Annotated in this window: 20 protein-coding genes and 1 CRISPR repeat array; of the genes, 2 read left to right on the forward strand and 18 right to left on the reverse strand. The window is 62.2% G+C overall.

The window, feature by feature from the left end:
* Positions 1 to 66: 66 nt before the first annotated feature.
* From DOM36_RS17900 to DOM36_RS17940, 9 genes are all read right to left on the reverse strand, one after another.
* Entirely contained in the window at positions 67 to 1011 is a 945-nt protein-coding gene (locus tag DOM36_RS17900) for an efflux RND transporter periplasmic adaptor subunit (RefSeq protein ID WP_075569824.1), read from the reverse strand.
* A 13-nt stretch (positions 1012 to 1024) separates the two neighbouring features.
* Complete coding sequence (locus DOM36_RS17905; protein WP_075569823.1) at positions 1025 to 1240, reverse strand: DUF1656 domain-containing protein; 216 nt, start codon at positions 1238 to 1240, stop codon at positions 1025 to 1027.
* Positions 1230 to 3329, reverse strand: coding sequence for an FUSC family protein (locus tag DOM36_RS17910; RefSeq protein ID WP_110643916.1), 2100 nt, complete (start codon positions 3327 to 3329; stop codon positions 1230 to 1232). The genes DOM36_RS17905 and DOM36_RS17910 overlap by 11 nt, the downstream gene beginning before the upstream one ends.
* A 230-nt stretch (positions 3330 to 3559) precedes the next feature.
* The gene (locus tag DOM36_RS17915) at positions 3560 to 4243 is read right to left on the reverse strand and encodes an OmpW family outer membrane protein (RefSeq protein ID WP_110643917.1); all 684 of its coding nucleotides are present in this window, start codon (positions 4241 to 4243) and stop codon (positions 3560 to 3562) included.
* A 154-nt stretch (positions 4244 to 4397) separates the two neighbouring features.
* Positions 4398 to 5657, reverse strand: a complete 1260-nt coding sequence (locus DOM36_RS17920; protein ID WP_110643918.1) for a winged helix-turn-helix domain-containing protein — start codon at positions 5655 to 5657, stop codon at positions 4398 to 4400.
* 120 nt (positions 5658 to 5777) lie between these two features.
* A complete protein-coding gene (locus DOM36_RS17925; RefSeq protein WP_232823917.1) occupies positions 5778 to 6794 on the reverse strand; it encodes a zinc ABC transporter substrate-binding protein in 1017 nt (338 codons plus the stop codon).
* 64 nt (positions 6795 to 6858) lie between these two features.
* Positions 6859 to 7743, reverse strand: a complete 885-nt coding sequence (locus DOM36_RS17930) for a metal ABC transporter permease (protein WP_075569819.1) — start codon at positions 7741 to 7743, stop codon at positions 6859 to 6861.
* Positions 7740 to 8438: a metal ABC transporter ATP-binding protein gene (locus DOM36_RS17935; protein WP_110643919.1), complete on the reverse strand. Its 699-nt coding sequence runs from the start codon at positions 8436 to 8438 to the stop codon at positions 7740 to 7742. Before DOM36_RS17935 ends, DOM36_RS17930 begins: the two co-directional genes overlap by 4 nt.
* A 460-nt stretch (positions 8439 to 8898) precedes the next feature.
* Positions 8899 to 9293: direct repeats of the CRISPR family, unit length 29 nt; unit sequence CCGTTCCCCGCAGGCGCGGGGATCAACCG.
* A gap of 27 nt (positions 9294 to 9320) precedes the next feature.
* Positions 9321 to 10028 carry an SIMPL domain-containing protein gene (locus tag DOM36_RS17940; RefSeq protein WP_110643959.1) on the reverse strand — a complete coding sequence of 236 codons (708 nt, stop codon included), beginning with the start codon at positions 10026 to 10028 and terminating at the stop codon, positions 9321 to 9323.
* A 242-nt stretch (positions 10029 to 10270) separates the two neighbouring features.
* Between DOM36_RS17940 and DOM36_RS17945 the strand changes: the two genes are divergently transcribed.
* Positions 10271 to 10645 (forward strand): hypothetical protein, encoded by a 375-nt coding sequence (locus DOM36_RS17945; protein ID WP_075569817.1) that lies wholly within the window; start codon positions 10271 to 10273, stop codon positions 10643 to 10645.
* 210 nt (positions 10646 to 10855) lie between these two features.
* Here DOM36_RS17945 and DOM36_RS17950 read toward each other — a convergent pair whose 3' ends face one another.
* The 3 genes from DOM36_RS17950 to DOM36_RS17960 all read right to left on the reverse strand — a co-directional run bounded on the left by DOM36_RS17950 (position 10856) and on the right by DOM36_RS17960 (position 13711).
* Positions 10856 to 12238, reverse strand: coding sequence for a trehalose-6-phosphate synthase (locus tag DOM36_RS17950; RefSeq protein WP_110643920.1), 1383 nt, complete (start codon positions 12236 to 12238; stop codon positions 10856 to 10858).
* Positions 12239 to 12499: 261 nt separating this feature from the next.
* Positions 12500 to 13282 carry a trehalose-phosphatase gene (otsB, locus tag DOM36_RS17955; protein WP_157958677.1) on the reverse strand — a complete coding sequence of 261 codons (783 nt, stop codon included), beginning with the start codon at positions 13280 to 13282 and terminating at the stop codon, positions 12500 to 12502.
* A gap of 126 nt (positions 13283 to 13408) precedes the next feature.
* On the reverse strand, positions 13409 to 13711 hold the full coding sequence (locus DOM36_RS17960) for a hypothetical protein (RefSeq protein ID WP_075569814.1): 303 nt from the start codon (positions 13709 to 13711) through the stop codon (positions 13409 to 13411).
* A 310-nt stretch (positions 13712 to 14021) separates the two neighbouring features.
* Here DOM36_RS17960 and DOM36_RS17965 point away from each other — a divergent pair, with 310 nt between their 5' ends.
* Positions 14022 to 15230, forward strand: coding sequence for an ABC transporter substrate-binding protein (locus DOM36_RS17965; RefSeq protein ID WP_110643922.1), 1209 nt, complete (start codon positions 14022 to 14024; stop codon positions 15228 to 15230).
* A 78-nt stretch (positions 15231 to 15308) separates the two neighbouring features.
* On the opposite strand, the gene DOM36_RS17970 is transcribed toward DOM36_RS17965, so the two are convergent.
* The 6 genes from DOM36_RS17970 to DOM36_RS17995 all read right to left on the reverse strand — a co-directional run bounded on the left by DOM36_RS17970 (position 15309) and on the right by DOM36_RS17995 (position 20933).
* Positions 15309 to 15968, reverse strand: a complete 660-nt coding sequence (locus DOM36_RS17970) for a hypothetical protein (protein ID WP_110643923.1) — start codon at positions 15966 to 15968, stop codon at positions 15309 to 15311.
* A 261-nt stretch (positions 15969 to 16229) separates the two neighbouring features.
* Positions 16230 to 16814 carry a hypothetical protein gene (locus DOM36_RS17975; RefSeq protein WP_232823918.1) on the reverse strand — a complete coding sequence of 195 codons (585 nt, stop codon included), beginning with the start codon at positions 16812 to 16814 and terminating at the stop codon, positions 16230 to 16232.
* Between the two features lie 118 nt (positions 16815 to 16932).
* Complete coding sequence (locus DOM36_RS17980; protein ID WP_075569812.1) at positions 16933 to 18276, reverse strand: branched-chain amino acid ABC transporter permease; 1344 nt, start codon at positions 18274 to 18276, stop codon at positions 16933 to 16935.
* Positions 18276 to 19274, reverse strand: coding sequence for a branched-chain amino acid ABC transporter permease (locus DOM36_RS17985; protein WP_075569811.1), 999 nt, complete (start codon positions 19272 to 19274; stop codon positions 18276 to 18278). Before DOM36_RS17985 ends, DOM36_RS17980 begins: the two co-directional genes overlap by 1 nt.
* A gap of 85 nt (positions 19275 to 19359) precedes the next feature.
* On the reverse strand, positions 19360 to 20064 hold the full coding sequence (locus DOM36_RS17990) for an ABC transporter ATP-binding protein (RefSeq protein ID WP_110643925.1): 705 nt from the start codon (positions 20062 to 20064) through the stop codon (positions 19360 to 19362).
* Positions 20065 to 20162: 98 nt separating this feature from the next.
* Entirely contained in the window at positions 20163 to 20933 is a 771-nt protein-coding gene (locus tag DOM36_RS17995) for an ABC transporter ATP-binding protein (protein WP_075569809.1), read from the reverse strand.
* Between the last annotated feature and the right edge of the window lie 55 nt (positions 20934 to 20988).

Here is a 20988-nt window from a genome sequence, read left to right on the forward strand (position 1 = left end):
GGCGGCAGAATCTTCTGCCGCTCCGCTCGTCGATCGTCAGGGATCCTGCTGGCTCTTTGGCTCCTTCTAGATACTGATCAAACCTTCCCACCACTGGCGAATCGGCTTCCACCAGTCGGGTGCGTCTTCGCGGTTGTGGCGGTCGCTGTCGAGATAGACGGTGGCGGTCAGGCCGGCGGAGAGCTTGGTGCCTTCGGGAATGTCGTCCAGCGCGATGCGCACGGGAATCCGCTGGGAAAGGCGAACCCAGTCGAACGAGGCGTTGACCGAGGCAAGGCCGTTGGCCTGGCTGCTCAGGCTGCTGTCGCTGATGCCTCGGGCGAAGCTGTCGACATGCCCCCAGATGGCCTCGCCGCCGGAGAGCAACTGAACGCGAACCGGTGCGCCGATATCGATGCTGTCGAGCTTGGTCTCCTCGAAATAGCCCAGCACGTAGAAGCTTTCTGCATCGACCAGCGTCATCGCGTCGGTCCCCACGCTCACGTATTGTCCGGGGCGCAGCAGCAGGTTGGTGACGTAGCCGTCGACCGGTGCACGGACGGTGGCGCGCTCCAGATCCAGCTTGGCCTGGTTGACCTCGACCTTTGCCTGCTCGACTCCGGCCTGGGCGGTGGCCAGCGAGAAGCGGGCGTTGTCCTTGTCCTCCTGGGAGACGTAATTCTTCAGGCGCTGGCGACGGCTGTTGGCCGCCTGCGCTTCGTCGCGTTGCTGTTCCAGCTGGTTGAGATTGGCGTGGGCTTCATCCAGCGCCAACTGATAGCGCTGCTGGTCGATGGTGAACAGCACGTCGCCTTTCTCCACCCGCTGGTTATCGTGCACGTCGAGACTGTCGACGAGTCCGGCGACATCGGTGCCAAGATTCACCACATCGGCACGCACGCGACCGTCGCGGGTCCACGGGTCATGCATGTAGTGATCCCAGAGCTGGGCGACGGCGACGATCGCCGCAATGACCAGAATCACGGTCAGCAGCAGGCGGAGCGTCTTGCGAAGTCCGGTAGGCCAATTCATCAAGGTATTTTCCTCATTCGGCGATCGGCAGCGAGCCCGTCAAGGCCAGTACCGACCACAGCAGCAAAGCGTAGATCGCGATATCCGCAAGCACCGGTTGCCAGAACCAGTGATAGAGCCCCAGGCGCACGAATAGGCGGCGCAAGATCAAGTAGAGCCCCAGCGCCACCAGCACCGGCACCGTCAACGGCGGTATCAGAAACCCCAGGAATGACCATTCAGTGAGCATGTCGGGGGTCTCCGGTCGGTGTCGTGGTCGCATCGATGTCATGCTTGGTGTGGGCTTCGAGCTCGACGCCCGGGGCCTCGCGCATCAAATGGCCCAGCATGGCAATTTCCCCGATGCTGGCGATCGGCAGGTGAGTTTCGCGATAGAGACGCTCGACCCAGGCGATCGCCTCATCGGCGAGCTGACGCCAGACGGCCGGGTCATGGCGATGGCGCGCCGCCACGCGGATGCCGATCTCGTCGAGCCAGGCTTCGATTTCCGACCGGTGGGGGCCGAGCGCACCGCGCAGACGCCGAATTCGCCACACGCAGAGCGCCAGGGCGTTCAAGTCGATGGCTTCGCGAACGACACTGTCACTGCCGCCCAGCGCGACCAGCCGACCCAGCCGGTCGTAAAGACGGCTCTCCAGGCGTGCGCGATTGGGGAGCGACTTCTCCCGCAGCAGCCGGCTCAGGCCGCCCCAGTAGGCCGCCATCAGTGTCTCGATGCGCTCGTTGGGCGAGCGCTGGCGGAACAGCGAATAGGTGATCATGGCGGCAACGGTGCCGATGATCGAAGCCAGCCCGCCATTGATGTAGCTCGAGGGGGAAAACGTATAGGTCGAATGCAGATTGAGCAGCGTCATCATGGTGATGGCGCCCGCCATGCCCATCAGCGACCAGCGCGGATGAGGCGTCATCAAGGTGCCGATGGCGACAGGGATGCCGATGGCAATGGCCAGCAGCGGGAAGCCGTTGATCACCGGCAGCACCAGAAAGAGCAGGACACCACCCAGGATGACCGCGGCGATCGACCCCCACAGGAATTGGCTCACCACGGCTGCCGGGTTCGGCGCCTTGGCGAACAGCATGGTGAAGACGCCCAGCAGCATCATGGCGAGATAGCCCGAATGCCAGCCGCTATGGATCCAGACCTGACCCAGCAGCTCGAAGGCGATGAACACGCGAAAGGCGTTGAAACGCGCCACGAAGTGCTCGTTGTGGGTGGTGCGTGAGCGGCGCTCGCGAGGCAACGTCTTGACCTTCGACGAGGTCGGGTCGTCGAGCGCATTGCGCAGCCGACGACCGTGCTGCAGTAGCCCAAGCACTTCGCCCAGGCGCTGCCTAACCAGCTCCGCCCGGGCGCGGGTGCGCGGCGCGACGGCATCATCGGCCCAGTCGAAATCGGCCAGCAACAGGCGTTCGGTCGGCTTGCCATCCGGTTCGGACTCGATGGCCTGCAGCAGTGGCAGCGCCTGCTGTCTCAATTCGGCCAGCCAGTATTCGCCGCGGTCGCATTCGTGCGGGCCGTCGCATTCCCTTAAATAGTCCAGCGCCGTTTCCAGCTCTCGCACGGCAGTGATCAGCGCCAGGCCGTCGCTGGCAAAACGGTCCAGCGCCGGGATGAAATGGCTCAGGCGGCGGGTTTCCAGGCGGGTGAGCCCGCGCAGTTTCTCGAACTGCTGGTAATGCTGGAACAGCCCTTTCAACTGCGCGTCGCGGCTTTCGCGAGGACGGCTTTCAGCGAGTGTGGCCAGCGTTTCGGTGGCGGCCTGGGAGAGGAACCGAGACAGCGCGCCCGGTAGCGCACGGCTGCCGAAGCGCGGGGCGATGACCACGTGCATCAGCAGGCCACAGCCGATGCCCAGCGCCGTTTCGCTGAACCGCCCCTGAGCCACCGACCAGATGTTTTCGATGCCGGTACCGATCGCCGTGAGCGACACCAATGTTGCGGTGTAGCCGCTCAGCATCATCACGTAGCCGATATGCTCATCCGGCTCGAGCATGACCCAGTAAATGCAAAACGCCAGCCACGCCCCGGCAAACAGCAGGTAGAGCATCGGCTGCTGACCGAACAGCGCGATCAGCACCAGACCGACGATCGCGCCAAACAGCGTGCCGAACAGTCGCGCCACGCTGCGCCCGATGATGATGCCGATCGGCGGCGTGCCGCCGGTGAACATGACCGGTTGCAGCGTCACGATCATGACTGCCAGAACGGCCCAGGCGGGCTGGTAGAGATCGAGACGCATCGACAGGAACAGCGCCAGCCAGACGGCCAGCACGGTTCTCAACGCCAGTAACCAGTGATCGGCAGGAATTCGAGTCATAAACGACCAAGACTCGTGAATGCGGACATCCACGAGTCACTGAATGGGAGCGCGGTGATGATATCAAAGCGCAGTAAAAGTTAGGCTGCGAATGATCTCATTGTCCTGGACGTATGTCTATAGCTACGTCTGAAAGCGTCAGAGGATTTGACACGGTGAAAGGTAGATAACGCAAAAGGCCACCGATCGGTGGCCATGGCTTCAACTGACGAATCTGGATACTGGTTGCTTCAGAAGCGGTAACCGATACCGCCCATGACCACGACGGGGTCGATATGCACGGTAGTGTCGTAATCTTTGCCGCCTATCGTCGCAGTGGTGTCTGAATCGATATCCAGATACCAGGCGGCCGCATTCAGCGACCAATGATCGCCGATCAGCAGATCGACACCCAACTGGGCAGCGGCGCCCCAGGAGTCGTCCATGTCCAGACTGCCGCCATCGACCTTCTCGTCGGAGAAGTGGGTATAGTTCAGGCCTGCGCCCACGTAAGGCTGAACCCGTGACTGGGTGCCGCCGAGCGGATAGTACTGCAGCGTCAGTGTCGGTGGCAGATGCTTGGTGGATGCCATTTCCGTCCCGTCCAGGCTGACGTCGTGTTTGAAGCGTTGGGCAGCGAGCAGTTCGACGCCCCAGTTGTCCAGGAAGCGATAACCGAGCGTGAAAGCGAAGCCGCTCTCGTCGTCGACATCGATCCTGTCGACGCCGATGGCATCGAAGTTGCCGTTATCGCTCTTGGGTGAAACCTTGGCGATGCCAAAGTGGGTGAACCAGTCGCCGGCGCCGTAAGCGAAGACGTTACCGGCGCTGAGCGAGGTCGCGATCGCCAGCCCGGCGATGCCGACGTGGCGTAGTCTGGAATGGCGCAGTCTTGAATGTCGTGGTCTGACTCGGCGTAGAAGCGTCGTGTTCATGAATGGCGTTCCCTGATCGATCCCTGGTGGGTTGCCACGACCGACTCAGGCCGTGACATCGGGATTAGCCTACGCCGGAATAACCACATTTTTAATGTGGTTATTTGTCGCAAAAGTATTCTTAATCAAAGAGAGAGGAAGAGAGGTTTTATCATCACGGCAGATGGCGTCGCCGCTTGAGGTCCACCGGCCACAGCGCGGCGAGCCTCTGAGCCAGCGGACGTTCGCAGGCCAGATGGATGCGCGGAAGCCCCAACCATCGGGTCAACGCTTCGAGCTGCTCCGTGAGTGCCTTTAATGCCGGCGCATCCAGCGTGATGTCCGGCTCCGGGTAAACTGCCAGCACCGTCAACTCGCCCTCCGCCCGGCGAGCGCGCAGATCGAGACGCGCCACGAGGCGGTCGCCATGAAGAAAGGGCATGACGTAGTAGCCGTAGACTCGCTTGGCCGGCGGCACGTAGAACTCAAGACGATAGCGGAAATCGAACAGGCGCTCGGTCCGTTCGCGATACCAGATCAGCGAATCGAACGGCGAGAGCAGGGCGGAGGCCTCGATCTGGCGGGGAATTCGTGGCTCGCCGACGACATAAGCCGGTTGGCGCCAGCTTTCCACCGATACCGGTGTCAAGGTGCCGTCCTCGATCAATGTCTGCAGCGCGGCACGCGTATCCTGCGGTGTCAGCCGGTAGTAGTCGCGCAGATCCTTCTCCGTCGCCACCCCGAGCGCGCTGGCGGATTGGCGCAGCAGCTGACGATGGGCCTCGAGTAGATCGGGCTCGGCCTGATTCAGTATCGTGGCGGGCAGCACTCTCTCGGGCAGATCGTAAAGCCGCTCGAAGCCTCGGCGGCGGGCCACGGTGACTTCGCCGGCGGCGAACAGCCACTCCAGCGCGTGCTTTTCGTCGCTCCAGTCCCACCACGGTCCGGCCGGGCCTTCCCGTGTATTCAGCGCGCCGGCGCCGAGCGGACCGTGATCGTGCACGCTGGCCAGGACGCGATCGATCACGTCCCGGCGTTCCTGGCCGAATCGTGCCAGATGCTTGTAGATGCCGACGCCATCCCGTGCGCGGCGCATGCGCCAGCGCATCGCGGGATAGAGCGAGATCGGCAGCAAGGAGGCTTCATGGCCCCAGTATTCGAACAGGGCCCGGTGCCGGTTGCGACTCCATGCCAGTTCGTCGAGCAGCGCGGTCGGGTAAGGGCCGAGGCGCGAGAAGAGCGGCAGATAGTGGGAGCGAGCCAGCGCGTTGACGGAATCGATCTGAAGTACGCCGAGGCGATCCAGCAGACGCTTGAGATGGCCCCGGTTGAAGGCATCGGGAGACCGAGACGTGAATCCCTGCGCTTTCAGGGCAAGGCGACGTGCCTGGGCGAGCGTGAGACGGCGTTGGAACGGGGGAATCACTGACGACATGCGAGGGACACTTTCTCGGCGAAAACGGCAAGGGAGGTTGCCGGGAAAGTGTCGTTCAAGCGGAGGCAATTGACCAGCGCCGGGACTGACCAGCGCCGACGCGGCGCTGGCTGGACAGATTCAGTCGTCGGCTTCCAGCGCGTCGAGCAGGGTGTCGACGTTGTGCTGGAACATGCCGAGATAGGTGCTGCCCTCGCCGTCCGGCGTCAGGGCGTCGGCGTAGAGGGTGCCGCCGATGGCGACGCCGGTCTCTTCATGCAGCTGATGGATCAGCGCCGGGTTGCTCATGTTTTCCAGGAACAGCGCCTTGGCGTGGCTGGACTCGATCTGCTGGATCAGATTGCCCATGTCGCTGGCGCTGGGCTCGGCCAGCGTGTTGATACCCACCGGCGAGAGCAGCTGGAGGCCGTAGGCATCGGCGAAGTAACCGAAGGCATCATGGCTGGTGATGATCAGCCGGTTGGCCTCGGGAATCTGCGACATGCGCTGCTTGGCCTCGGCGTCCAGCGCCTCCATCTTCTCGATGTACTGCTTGGCGTTGGTCTGGTAGTCGTCGGCATTATCGGGGTCGAGCTTGACCAGCGCTTCGCGGATGTTGCGGGCGTACTGTTCGCCGTTCTCGAGATCCTGCCAGGCGTGCGGATCGACATCGCCGTGATGATGATGGCCTTCCTCGCCGCCAGCGGCGTGATCATGATCGTCATGGTCATGGTCATGGTCATGGTCATGGTCATGGTCATGGTCGCCGTTTTCCTCTTCCTCATGACCCTCGAAAGGCCGCGTCTTGATGCCGTCGCTGGCGACGACGATGTCACCCTCATATTCGCTGGCGTCGATCAGCCGGTCGATCCAGCCTTCGAGCTGCAGGCCGTTGACCACGATCAGGTCCGCGTCGGCGAGAGACTGGGCATCGTCAGGCTTGGGTGAAAAGGCATGCACGTCGCCATCCGGACCGACCAGTGACTGGACATCGACATGATCGCCGCCGATGGTTTCGACCATATCGTCGAGGATGCTGAAACTGGTGACGACCTTGAGCGGATCCGCATGCGCGTAGATCGGCGTCAGGGCAGCAATGCTCAGGCTGCCGGCGAGCAGGCTCTTGAACAGCGCGGAAGAGATCGATTGGCGGGACATCGTGAATCCTCGTGAAGAGTGGAACGGGGTGCTGAATAGTGATTGGCGAGTGATGAGTGTCGATTCAGCCGTGGGCGTCCGGCGGCAGCATTGGCTGCACCCGGCGGCGCCAGCGGGCAAAGACGCTGTGATAACGCCCGAACAGCGCGGAAAGCAGGTAGATCACGCCGGCCAGCAGAATGATGCAGGGCCCGGAGGGCAAGCCGGCGTGGTAGGAGAGCAGCAGCCCGCCGACGCTCGAGGCCATGCCGATGGCGATCGCCAGCCCCATCAATCCCTCGAGCCGCTTCGACCAGAACCTTGCCGCCGTTGCCGGCAGCATCATCAGGCCAACCGCCATCAGCGTGCCCAGCGTCTGAAAACCGGCGGTGAGGTTGAGCACCATCAGGCCAAGAAACAGCCCGTGCACGGCGCCGCCGCGAATGCCCTGGCCGCGCAGGAACAGCGGGTCCAGGCACTCGACCACCAGGATGCGGAAGATCGCGGCGAGCACGATCAGGGTCAGACTCGACACGCTCACGATCAGCCATAGCGCAGTGCCGTTGACGGCCAGAATCGAGCCAAACAGCACGTGGGTCAGGTCGACACTGCTCCCGCGCATCGAGATCAACATCACCCCGGCGGCGAGCGAAATCAGATAGAAGCTGGCGATGGCCGAGTCTTCCCGGTGGCCAGTCAGGCGCGACACGCTGCCCGCCAGCCCCGCCACCAGCAGCCCGGCGAGCAGGCCGCCGAAGCTCATCGCCGGCAGCGAAAAACCCGCCAGCAGAAAGCCCACCGCAACGCCGGGCAGCACGGCGTGGGCCATGGCATCGCCGACCAGACTCATGCCGCGCAACGTCAGAAACACGCCCAGCGGCGGCGCCACCAGCGACAACGCCAGCCCGGCCACCAGCGCGCGACGCATGAAGCCGAAATCCAGCAGCGGAGAGAATAGCCAATCGATCATGTCAGCGTCTCCGCCGATGAAGAGGCGTCGCCGGCCCGAGAGGACGTCGACCAGGTGCCGTGCCCGCGATCCAGGCGCAGAATGCGATCGGCCAGTCGCGTCATCTGATCGTGATCGTGCAGCACGATGATGATCGCCGCGCCCTCGGCCGCCATGGTGCGCAGCACGTCGATCAACACCTCGACGGTCGCGGCATCGACATTGGCAAATGGCTCATCGAGCAACAGAAGTTGAGCTTCCTGCATCAGCGTACGGCCGAGCAGGGCACGCTGGCGCTGGCCCCCGGAAAGCTCGCCCAGCGGGCGGTGTTCGAACGCCTGCAGCCCCAGGCGCTGCATTACTGCCTGGCCCCGCCGATACTCCGCTGCGCCGTAACGCTTGAAGCTGCCATGGGTCGGCCAGCAGCCGCTCATCACCAGCTCCTCGACGCTCATGGGGAATGTCAGATCCAGCGCCAGCTGCTGCGGCAGCCACGCGCGCCGTGCATTGGGAACCTCGCAGCGAACGCGACCGCTGACCGGGCGAAGCTCGCCCATGATGCCCTGGACCAGCGTGCTCTTGCCGGCGCCGTTGGCGCCCACCAAGGCGGTAATCGTGCCGGCCTCGAAATGACCGTCGATATTCTCCAGCACCATCCGGTTGCCCTGCGCCAGCGACAGGGACTCCAGCGTCAGTAGCGTGTCGGGCTCTGCCATGGATCGTGTCTGCAACGGAGCCATCAACCCAACACCCCGCCCGCCCAACCGGCGATGAGCCACAGCACCGCCAGGGGAATGAGCGCGAGCAACACGCGCCGACCGGCGCCAAGCGACATCAAGGAAAAGTGGCACGGCCCATCGGGGCTATGCCGGTGACGATGTGACATGAACAGATCTACCTGAAGAAAACAGGCGGAAAGGTTATATCATAACAAAATGGCTGCCAAGCAGTTTTCCGATACCCATCAGCTACCTCGTCCATTGGCGGATCTTCTTGGAAGAAGTCTAGAGAATCAGCAGCTCAATCTCTTGCTGTTGATGGAAAAACTTGGCTAATTTGTAACCATCTGATAATTAAATTTTTTTGCGGATTTGGCATCAACGAAAATAGCAGAAATTTACCGGTAAAAATTTGCGACTCTATTTTGCTCTTTAAAAACAAATACCTAAAATTAGACCGTTCCCCGCAGGCGCGGGGATCAACCGTTCGCTTGGTCTGTTGCTTCTAATATTGTTCACCGTTCCCCGCAGGCGCGGGGATCAACCGGCCACGGACCAGCGACGACTGATGACTGAAACCCGTTCCCCGCAGGCGCGGGGATCAACCGTTGCTTGATAGCTTTAAAACATTGCTGGGCGACCGTTCCCCGCAGGCGCGGGGATCAACCGTCTTCCCTGTGCTTGTTCGTTTTCAGGTGCACCCGTTCCCCGCAGGCGCGGGGATCAACCGCAGCAATGCTCTTGGTGATGTTATGACCTAAGCCGTTCCCCGCAGGCGCGGGGATCAACCGGCCGTCTGTCATCTTGGGGAGCATGTCAATGGCCGTTCCCCGCAGGCGCGGGAATTCAATTCGTATAGATGCTAATACGGTCGTAAAGTCACTCCTCCAGCGCGTAATCGATCGTCGTCACCACGCGAACTCGCTTGATATCGGGGGTGTAGCTGTCGAGATCCTCGATGGAGAAGTAGCCTTGACTGGCACTGCGGATCGCGCCGACGCGGCTGCCGGAGTCTCTGGCGAATTGCTGGGCGACACCACGGGCATCCTTGGTGGCTTCGGCGACCATCTCCGGCTTGAGCTCATTGAGACCGGTGAACAGGAATTCGGTGCGGTAATCGTAGTTGGGTGACAGCACGACGCCGGCACGCACCAGTTCTCCGGTCTGGGGCATTGCTTTCTTGACGTCATCGACTGCCTGGGTTCGCAGCAGCACTGTGGCTTCGGCCTGATAACGCTCGTCGGGCCGGTCGGCACCGTAGAGGTTGGCGAATCGGTCGGTGACCTGGGGCGAGGTCACGGTGATGTTGTCGGTTTCGAAGCCTCGCTGCGTGAGAAACTCGCGAATGCGGCTCTCCTGACTCGTCAGTTCCTGCTGCAGCGTTTCCAGCTCGTTGGCGGTGACGGTGTAGTGCAATGGCCATAGCGCCATGTCCGCCGGCACCTCGCGCTCCGAAAGGCCTTTGACCGTGACGCTGCGGCCGGCATCGCGCCAGGTTTCGGCGGCATCTTCGATATAGCTGCCACCCCAGATCATGCCGATTGCCAGCAGGCCTCCCAGAATCACCGCGCTCCGTGTCGGTAGCATTGCTTCCCCCTGTTTCGGTACCCGTCTGCTGGCATTGTCGTCGTAGACGGTCATCGTAGCCGTTTATCAGCGCCGTGGGATAGTTCGCCGTCGCCCGGCAATCCGATAAATCGTTCCATCAATCTCGCTGATACTCGACTTCGGGTCAACTGATTAGCCAGCTAATAAGATGACTCCCATAATCCATTCATCGGTCAGGCCAAGGGGCCGGCCACTGAAACGAAGATGATTGGAGGTTCACCATGAAAACTCGCATTCTCGCCGCTATCGCACTGGCTGTTGCACTACCTGCTGCCGCTCAGGCCAACAGTGTCATGGAGCAACGGGCATTCGCTCAGCAGCATGAAGCGTTGAATACACAGACGACGTCCGGCTATCAGGCGCTGCCGACCGAGTACCGTGTGAACACCTTCACCAGCGGCTACAGCGTTGAAGCCGGTCGTGCGCTGGCGAGTGTCGAAGAGTCCACTCGTCACGGGACGCATCTCATTGGCGGCAACGGCGAACTCGCAGGCCAAGGCCATAGCGTTGCCGCTGCCCGGGCACTGCAGAACGTGAATGGCGCCGGCGATACCGGCCATGGCAACGTCGAAGTGACTTTTGCGAGCCTCGACTGATCGAGACCGCTGTTGCAGTTCGCGCCCGAGTCATCGGGCGCCCTGACAGAAATTGACACTCGAGCGGAATGACGCTCGAGTCGGCACGGCACTTCTGGTAATCCAAGGTTCCCCCGTACCTCCAACTTCCCCGGTCCATCCCCTGGACCGGGGCTTTTTGTGCCCGGTTTTCGGCATGCAGGCAGGCTTTGGCCCTGCCGCTGGCTGCGGTCAGTCGGCGTCTGAATTCTGCTGGCTCAGATGTTCCATGAAGCGCCGACGCCATTCGAGCAGGCTGTTGCGCCTGAGCACGCCAATCATCTGTCGGTAGCGTTCCTGGCGCTCATCGAGCGGCATGTTCAGCGCCTGTTCGATGGCGGCGGCGATGGCGTCCACGTCATACGGGTTGACCTGCAGTGCGCCGCTCAATTCGCTGGCGGCGCCGGCCAGCTCGCTGAGTACCAGCACGCCGGGATCTTCAGGGTCCTGGGCGGCAACGAACTCCTTGCAGACCAGATTCATGCCGTCGCGCAGCGGGGTCACCAGGCCGACCCGGGCAGAACGGAACAGGCCGATCAGCGCTTCGCGGGGGAAGGTCTGGTTGAGATAGTGCACCGGCATCCAGTCGAGATCGGCATAGGTGCCATTGATGTGCCCGGCCATCTCCTCGAGCTGACGGCGCAGATCGTCGTACTCGGGGATCGCGCTGCGCGAGGGGCTGGCGATCTGCATGAAAATCGTCTTCTGGCGGCGATGCTCGAATTGCGTGAGCAGCGCCTCGATGGCATTGAAGCGCTGCACCAGGCCCTTGGAGTAATCGAGCCGGTCGGCGCCGATGATCAGATCGCGCTCTCCGAGGTCCTCCTCGAGCTGACGCGCCTGTTCGTTGTCTCGGGAGTGCTCGGCTTCGGCGATGAGCTCGTCGACGTCGATGCCTACCGGATAGACGCCGGTACGGACCTGTCGGCCGTTGCACTCGATGGTGTCGCCGGCAATTTCGGCGCCGAAGGTTTCGATCACTGCCTGGCGGAACGCGTGCAGATCGTTGTCGGTCTGGAAGCCGAGCAGGTCGTAGTGCAGCAGGTCATCGAGCAGTCCCCGGTAGCCGGGCATCGCGCGCAGCAGATCGTAGCTGGGGAAGGGGATGTGGAGGTAGAACCCCATCGGGTCCTTGACGCCCTCCTTGCGCAGCGCCTTGCCCAGCGGCAGCAGGTGATAATCGTGTACCCAGATCAGCTCGCCGCCTTCGAGCAGGGTGCTCAGGGCGCCGGCGAAGCGCTCGTTGACGCGCTGATAGGCCTTGGCGTACTCCAGCTGGAAGTCCATGGCGCCCAGGTTGAAGTGAAAGACCGGCCAGAGAACTTCGTTGGAGAAGCCCAGGTAGTAGTTTTCATAGTCTTCTTTGGGCAGCGGCAGCGTGGCGTAGGTGATGTTTTCGCGCTGCACGGTGGTGAGCTCGCTGACGGCCGTTTCGCTGACCTCGCCGTCCCAGCCGAACCACAGCCCGCCATATTCGTCGAGGGCGCCGGTGATCGCCACGGCGAGGCCACCGGCTTCGGATTTGCCGGGTTCCGGGATGGATACACGGTTGGAAATGACGACGAGGCGGGTCATACGATCTCCTCCCAGCCAAGACTGAGGTGTGACGCCGAGTGGATCACTCGACCATGCGGCAGGCTGCGGGAAGTGGGTCCGCAGTTCGTGATCGGTCGTTTCGAAATCGGTGATGTCGAGATCGGTGGTGTCGAGATCGGTGGTGTCGAGATCGGGGCGGAGCCGCCTCTGGCGGTGAGCCGGGTCATCGATCGGTGCGCCGATCTCGCAACTGCCGGTGTGACCGGATGCGCGGGGTGGCGACGCGTCGTGACACGCCGCTCAGGAACCTTGCGTTGTCAGGCTCTCCAGCCATGTCAGTACCTCCTGTACTGATTCAAGATAGCAGGTCGCGGCAGTCTCACCCTGGCTGCCGACGCGCACGGAATGGCCATCGCGGGCGTTGACGACGCGAAAGGCATCCTCGTCGGTAACGTCGTCGCCGATAAAAACCGGCGTACGGGTCTGGAAGGCTGGTGTTTCGTCGAGCAGGCGGGCAACGGCAGTCCCCTTGTGGTATCCGCCGGGACGCAGCTCGAGCACGCACTTGCCGAGGATCAGCTCGAACGTGTCGCCAAGCGCTTGATGCTGGGCCTCGAAGAACTTGCGACACGTTTCAGCGAGTTCCGGGGCGCCGCGGTAGTGCAGGGTCAGCGTGACGCCCTTGTCCTCGTAATGAAGCCCGGGATGGGCCGCGACGAAGTCCGCCAGGGCGTCGCGGCACGATGCCAGTGGGGCGGGCTGGTCGATCGCCGTGTGGCGCGTACCGTCGGCCTCGCGCCATTCGAGCCCGTGAATGCCTGCCATCGGCAGGGAAACCGGTGCGAGCAGGCGTTCGAGCTGGTCCAGCGGCCGCCCGCTGACCACGGCCACCGCGCCGCCGAAAGTCTTGTCGAGTTCGCCGAGCAGCGCCTTCAGACGCGGCGATACGTGGACATCGTCGGGATGGGCTTCGAGCGACACCAGGGTGCCGTCGAAGTCGAGAAACAGCGCCCAGTCGCGGCGCGGCACGGGAAGCTGCGAAGACGGCGGCGAGGAGTAAGAAGGTGTTGGAGATTTGGGCATTGGCCTGCACACGCTCATCTGGATGAAGGGTCGACTGGCAACACCGGCTGCGTGCCGGCGTTGCCCTGGCATTGTCCGAGACGGACTTCCAGGTCGTAGACGGCTGGAAGCGTTAAGTCCCGTGTCTCAATCGTCGTCGTCGGCGGCTGCCTGAAACGCACGCTTGTCGTCGGGAAGGCGGACCATGTCGCCGACGCTGAGATCGCCATGAGTATCGTGACGGTCGCCGTCGTCGCCAACGAGCGCGGCGACTTCACCGATGGTCACGCCGTCCTTGTAGGCTTCTACCTTCACTCGCACGGTGGAGCCGTGGTAGCGAGCGGTCAGCATCATCCCCGGTTGCGGCGTGACGCGATGCTGTTCGTCCTTGGCATAGTGAGCGTCGACACTCGCGCCGCCCGGGGTGTCCCATTCAACATGCTTGTGCATAGTGATTCCTTAACATTGGTAAGCGTGCGTGTTCAGCGTAGCCGTTAATCGCGCTGTCTGTCGTTGCACGAAGGTGGCGGGGCGCCCCCGACGCCATGCATTACTATGAGCGGGACGGGCACGCCAAAAGGTGGAGACACGTACGGTTACGAAAGCTTGTGTTTTGGGCGGCGTGCCAGCAGAGTTAACATCGTCTTTCACGACCTGATAAAAGTCTTTCACGACTTAATAAAAGTCTTTCACGACTTAATAAAAGTCTTTCACGACCTGATAAAAGTCTTTCGCAACCCTACAAAGAGCGACAACAGCGATGAAGAAGACAGTACTTGCACTCGCCATTGCGGCGACCACGGCGTGCGCCGGTGTCGCGCAGGCGGATGTCAAAGTGGGATTTCTCGGGGGCTTCACTGGCGGTATCGAAAGCCTGACACCGCCGATTTTCGATGGCGCCAAGCTCGCCGTGCAGGAAGTCAATGACCAGGGCGGCCTGCTGGACGGCGAAGAGATGGTCATGCCCTCCGGCGACACGACCTGCTCGGATGCCTCGGCCGCCTCCAACGCCGCCGACCGTCTGGTGAATAGCGAGAAGGTGACCGCGATCGTGGGCGCGCTGTGTACCGGCGCTACCATCGCTGCAGCCAACAACGCCGCGATCCCCGGTAACGTGGTGATGGTCTCGCCGGCCTCCACGGCGCCGGCGGTGACCGATCTGGACGATAACGATCTGGTCTTCCGCACCGTGCCGTCCGATGCCTTCCAGGGCGAGCAGCTGGCCAAGTTGCTGCTCTCCAAGGGGATCGAGGATGTCGCCGTGACCTACGTCAACAATGACTACGGTCAGGGTCTCGACGAGGCTTTCACCAAGACCTTCGAAGCGGAAGGCGGTTCGATCTCCGCCAATCTGGCCCATGAAGACAACCGGGCGGACTATCGTTCGGAAGTCGGCAAGCTCTCTTCCGGCGGTTCACAGACACTGGTCGTGCTCGCCTATGCTGATACTTCCGGCCAGACGATTCTGCGTCAGGCTTATGAAAGCGGCGCTTTCACCCAGTACGCCGGTGGCGATGGCATGGTTGGCAACTCGTTGGTCGACGCTGTCGGTGCCGACGTGCTCGAGGGCATGATCGCGACGCGCCCGGGCTCTCCGGATGCGCCGGGTGGTGACGTCTTCAACGAGCTGGCCAAGAAAGCCGATATCGATCCGAGCGCGGTGTTTGCGGCGCAGTCCTACGATGCCGCCTTCCTGCTGGCGCTTGCCATCGAGAAGAACGGCAGCGCGGATCGCGAAGGCTTGTCCAAGGCGTTGCGTGACGTTGCCACCGCGCCCGGCGAGACGATCCTGCCGGGCGAGTGGGAGAAGGCCAAGAAGCTGATCAAGGAGGGCAAGGAGATCAACTACGAAGGCGCTTCCGGCAACCAGGAGTTCGATGACAACGGCGACGTGCCGGGTATCGTGGTCGAAATGGCCGTCGAGGATGGCAAGTTTGTGACCAAGGGGGCGGTTGGCGCAAGCGAATAGCGCCGTAGGACATCCGTGTTCAAGCCCGAATTCGCATCCGCGGATTCGGGTTTTCTTTCAGTCAATTAATTTAAGCCGTCATATATGACTCGGCGGCACCGGTATCCAGCCTTCACCCGCACGCCACGGTTGGAAGTCTTCGAGCTGCACCGCCTTGATGTGGTCAACAAATGGCGTGTATGCAATGGCACTGCTCGGGTCGACAGTGGAGGGGGATCGACGCGTCAGTTGTCTCAGGGCTTCCAGCAACTCATCACGCACCGGTAACGCTGTAATGATAATCAGACGGTTACCTTCAATCCGGTATAGGCTGGCATTTGCGGCACGCTGGGTATATCTCTCTTGGCCCCTACTGGTAATGCCGTGGTAGCGGTAGTGGCGTGCGTGAGCGCGCATCAGGGGCTTGAAGGCTGCGAGCACCCGATGTGCGGCCTCGGGATCATCAGTCAGTGTCACGGTGATCCGTGAGGCGGGGTAGCCAGTAATACGTCCGGCCAATGCCTGGGTTTCGGCATTGTTGGGCAACCATAGCTGCACGCCGATCACTGTGGCCACGCCAAGAAAGGGAGAGGCGTAAAGCGCCACCGTCATCACCTTGACGGCGCGACCGTGGGGGCCGCCGGTGTACGAGTGGCGGCGTAGCGTATAAAAGAAGCCGCTCAGGATGAGGCCCAACACTGCGAACATGCTGAAAAGCGGCAGGCTGTCCATCAGGTTTTGCAATACATAAAGAAACATGACGTGTGTCAGTCAGCGTTGATAGAGGCGGGGCGCCGGATTCTTCGGCGGTTTTACGTCCGGCGCACAAGAGGCAGTCATCATGCGCGATTGCTTCGAGAACCTGCCCGCCCGGCGGAGAGTCTAACACCGTCAGGATGCGCAGCCAGGCCTCGAAGCCCTGTGTTAGCAGCGTCTGGCTGTCGAGAGCGAGTCGCTTCATGAGGGGCCGGGGGTGGTTACCGGAGCGATCCAAACTCGTTAGGCATTATCGCATCGAGCCTAGGGTACTTCGATCCAGTCTCCCGACGCCGTCCTGGGCACGAAGTGGATCTGCTCGAAGCTGATTCGTTCGATGCTTGGGTCCCTTTCGACCTCGGCTCTCGCCCACGCTATCAGTCGCTGCGTGAGCGCCGTCGAAAGCGGGCGGGCGGTAATGAACACGATCTTGCGGCCATCGATGCGGTACCGGCTCGAGATCTGGGATTCCAGCGTGTATCGGGTGTGTGAGCGCAGACTGTGCTCGCGGTAGGCAATGCGCCGTTGATGCGTCTTCATGAAGGGCGTGAAAGCATCGACGAAATACTCGCGTTTGCTTCGATCCTCTGTGTTCAGTTCCACCGTGATGCGAGAAGCGGAGAAGCCGTTGACGGTCTTCATCGCCGCCGCCATTTTGGCCTTATCGGGAAAGTAGAGCACCAGTGCGAAAAGGCCTGCTGCGAAAAGGGCAAAACCGAACAGGTAGGTCGTCAAGAAGGTGTTGTGGAATCGTTTCGAGCCGGCCTTGATGCCACGTCGGCGAAGCCTGCCCCGAGCGATTCGCCAAATGATGAAGCTGACTAGGAGTGATCCGAGGATCAGACCCACGAAAGCGGCGGCGAACGATAATAGCCAAAGTAGTCCCATGCTGCGTGTCACTCGTGTCTCTATTGGTGGCGAAGGGCGGACGCCGCCGCTCTGGAAATGGCCCAGAACGGCGAGGGCTTCAATCGTGATGCGCGACCTTTTCCGGTATCAACCCGCGCGGGGCGAAGCGCAGTACCAGCAGGATCAGCAGGCCGATCACGAAGACTCTCGCCTGTAGCGCGCGACTGTCGAGATTGCCCGGCTGCCAGTCGAACCAGCTGTCGCCCAACGCCGTCACGGCGTGCATCAGTGCCAGCGCCAACGGGCCCGACATGATCCAGATCACGTAGACCAGCACGGCGCCGAACAGCGTGCCCAGGTTGTTGCCCGGGCCGCCGAGAATCACCATCACCAGCACCAGGAAAGTGTGGTTCAGCGGCAGGTAACCCTGCGGATCGAACAGCCCGTTGAAGCTGGTCAGCACCGCACCGCCGACCCCCATCAGGATACAGCCGAAGACGAAGATCTCCTGGCGCCGGCGGTTGATCGACTTGCCCATGGCCGCGGCGGAGACTTCGTTGTCGCGGATGGCTCGAATCATGCGGCCCCAGGGGGCGTGATAGGCGCGATGCAGCAGGAAGAAGATCACCGCGATCATCACCACGGTGACCGACAGGTAGAGCGCGCGAGCGGTCAGGAAGCCGACCTCGCCAGGATCCGGTACCGGCCACGGCAGCGGCGAAATGGTCGCGGTGCCGCGGGTGAGCCAGTCCGAATTCTTGAGGAACGCCTTGATGATCTCGGCGATACCCAGCGTGGCGATGACCAGATAGTCGCTGCGCAGCCCCAGACAGATATGGCCGATGACGTAACCGACACCACCGGCCAGCACGCCACCGACGATCCAGCCGAGCCAGACCGGCAAGCCCAGGCCGCCGATGAACTCCACCTGGGATTCGATATCGCCGGTGACGCTGCGCAGCCAACTGATCACGACCAGATAACCGATCAGCCCCGCGGCGATGGCCAGAATCGTGCGCAGCAGCTTGGGCAGCCCGATGCGATCCAGCCGGCTGATGCCGAAAACGATGGCCGTGACCACGACCATCGCCAGCAGCACCCAGCCCAGCCGGCCGGGGAGATCGCTGGCCCAGAACGCGGGATTGACCGGAATGCTGAAAAAGGTGGCCGAGAACCCGCCCAGCGCCACGAAGCCCATGATCCCGGCATTGAACTGGCCGGCGTAGCCCCACTGGATGGTCAGGCCGAGGGCCAGAATGGCATAGCAGGAGGCTTCCACCAGCATGCGCGTGGAGTAGGCCGGACCCATGGTCGCGAACACGGCGAGAACCACGAGGGCCAGGCCGCCGAACAGTGCGAGCTCGCGAACGGGGAGCGTGCGTGGCGCGGGCGCTTCCGGCGGCGTTGCACCTTGGGGTGCCGGTTGCTGAGGTGCAGGTCGTTGTGATGAAGAGGCCGTCATCAGATCACCTTCCCTTTGAAGATGCCGGTCGGGCGCCAGATCAGCACCGCGACCAGAATGAAGAAGGGCACGACGATTTTATACTCGGTACCCACCAGCGCCAGATTGTTCGGCAGCTCCAGCCAGGTCGGCAGGCTGTCCCGCACCGGCCTGAGCAGTACCGACCAGTTGAACACCGCCAGCGTCTCGGCGAAGCCGACCAGAAAGCCGCCGGCGATGGCGCCATACGGATGGCCGACCCCGCCGACGATGGCGGCAGCGAAGATCGGCAGCAGCAGGAAGAAGCTGAGATCCGGCTTGAAGGCGACATCCAGCGACAGCAGCGTACCGGCAATGGTGGCGAGCGAGCCGGCGATGATCCAGGTCAGGGTGATGATCAGCCTGGTATTGATACCGGAGGCGCGAGCTAGATCGGGGTTGTCCGACATCGCCCGCATCGCCTTGCCCAGCCGCGCCCGAGTCAGGAACAGATGCAGCCCGACCACGGCGACGATGGTGATCACGAACAGAATGATCTGCGGTTCGGTGAGAATGATCGGCCGGGTCACGCCGGGGACGTCGATACGGAATATCTCCTTGCGCGCATCGACGTAGAGATTCTGCGACCCGGTGCCGGCGAACAGCCGGATCAGCCCCTGCAGCATCAGCGTGACGCCTAGCGAGGCGATCACCATCACGATCGGTTTCACGCCATGGCTGCGCAGCGGCTGATAGAAGGCGCGATCGATGCCCACGGCCACCAGCGAAGTCAACGCCATCGCCACCGGCAGCATCACGATCGCGGTGGGTAACCCCAGGGGATCGCCGGCATGGGGAAAGGCCAGCGTCAGCAACAGCACGGCCAGGGTGCCGAGTGTCATCATGTCGGCATGGGCAAAGTGGGCGAAGCGCAGGATGCTGTAGATCAGCGTCACCCCGACGGCGCCGATGGCGTAGATGCAGCCGGTCACGCTGCCGGCGACCACCACGTAGTTGAAGAAATAGATCAGCTCATTCACGACAAAATCTCTCTGGAATACGGGCTCTCTCGAATACGGGCTCTCTCGAACACGGGCGCTTTTGAATAGGGCCACCGTGGCGGCGTCAGCCTCCGAGAAAACTCTTGGCCACCTGGGGATCGTTGAGCAGCGCCTCGCCGGTGTCGCTGAAGCGATTCTGTCCGGCCGCGAGCACGAAGCCCTTGTGCGCGATGCGCAGTGCCTGCTTGGCGTTCTGTTCGACCATCAGCACCCCGACGCCGGCGGCATTGATGGTCTTCACCCGATCGAATATCTCGTTCATGTAGCGCGGCGACAGCCCGGCGGTTGGCTCGTCGAGCAGCAGCACGCTGGGTTCGTTCATCAGCGCCCGGCCCATGGCCACCATCTGGCGCTGGCCACCGGAGAGCTCGCCGGCCGGCTGGCGGCGTTTTTCGAGCAGGGGAGGAAAGAATTCGTAGATCTGTGCCTTCAGGCGCGAGGCGGTGGCGGGCTTGAGAAACGCGCCCATCTCCAGGTTTTCCTCGACCGAGAGGCTGGGGAAGATGTTCTTCTCCTGCGGGACGAAGCCCATTCCCATCTCGACCAGCTTGTGCGGAGAGAGATTGGTGATAGCTTCGCCCCGCAGGCGGATCTCACCCTGCGTGATCGTCAACAGTCCGAAGACGGCCTTGAGCATGGTCGATTTACCGGCGCCGTTGGGCCCGACGATGACGCCGATTTCATCGGCCTCGATCGTCATGTTGACGCCGTTCAGGATGTTCATGCCGCCGTAGCCGCCATGAACGTCAACTGCTTCGAGTAGTGGCATTGATGTGCTCGTTTGTTATTGCTTGGCGAGTGATTGTCGCTGCTGATAGCGCTTCGGAGTCGTTTCGCCGTTCTGAAGCCCGGAACGGTCCGGTAACCTCACGCGGGTTCAGCGCCAAAGTAGGCTTCGATCACTTCCGGGTTGTTCTGGATATCGGTGATCGCGCCTTCCATCATCACCTGCCCCTGAGCCAGCACGATGACCGGGTCGCACAGCCGCGCGATCATGTCCATGTCGTGCTCGATGACCAGGAAGGTATAGCCCAGCTCGCGGTTGAGTCGCTCGATATTGCCCATCAGGTCGCCGAGCAGCGTGCGATTGACGCCAGCGGCGATCTCGTCGAGCAGCACGACTTCGGCGTCGGTCATCATGGTGCGACCGAGCTCGAGCAGCTTCTTCTGGCCGCCGGAAAGATTGCCGGCCAGCTCGTTGCGGACATGAGAGAGCCCGACGAAATCGAGCACTTCGAGCGCTCGCCGGCGAACTTCGGTCTCCTGGCGGCGCACTTCTCCGGGTTTCAACCAGGTGCTGAACAGGTTTTCGCCTTCCTGACGCGGCGGGACCATCATCAGGTTCTCGAGTGAAGTCAGGTGGCTGAATTCGTGGGCGATCTGAAACGTCCGCAGCAGCCCCTTGTGGAAGCGCTGGTTGGCGGACAGGTGAGTGATCGCCTGGCCGTTGAGCAGGACCTCGCCGCTGTCGGGCGCGAGGCTACCGGCGATGATATTGAACAGCGTGGATTTACCGGCACCGTTGGGACCGATCATGCCGGTGATCGAACCCTTGGCGACCTGAATGGAGCAGTCGTCGATGACCGTCAGGCCCCCGAACGACTTGCGAATGTTGCGGACATCGATGATCGGCATCATCGGGTTTCCCTCAGCGCGTTATTGCTATTGTCGAAGCGTGCACGCCGGTGGGCGG

Source organism: Salinicola sp. CPA57, assembly GCF_003206035.1.
Classification (GTDB): Bacteria; Pseudomonadota; Gammaproteobacteria; order Pseudomonadales; family Halomonadaceae; genus Salinicola; species Salinicola socius.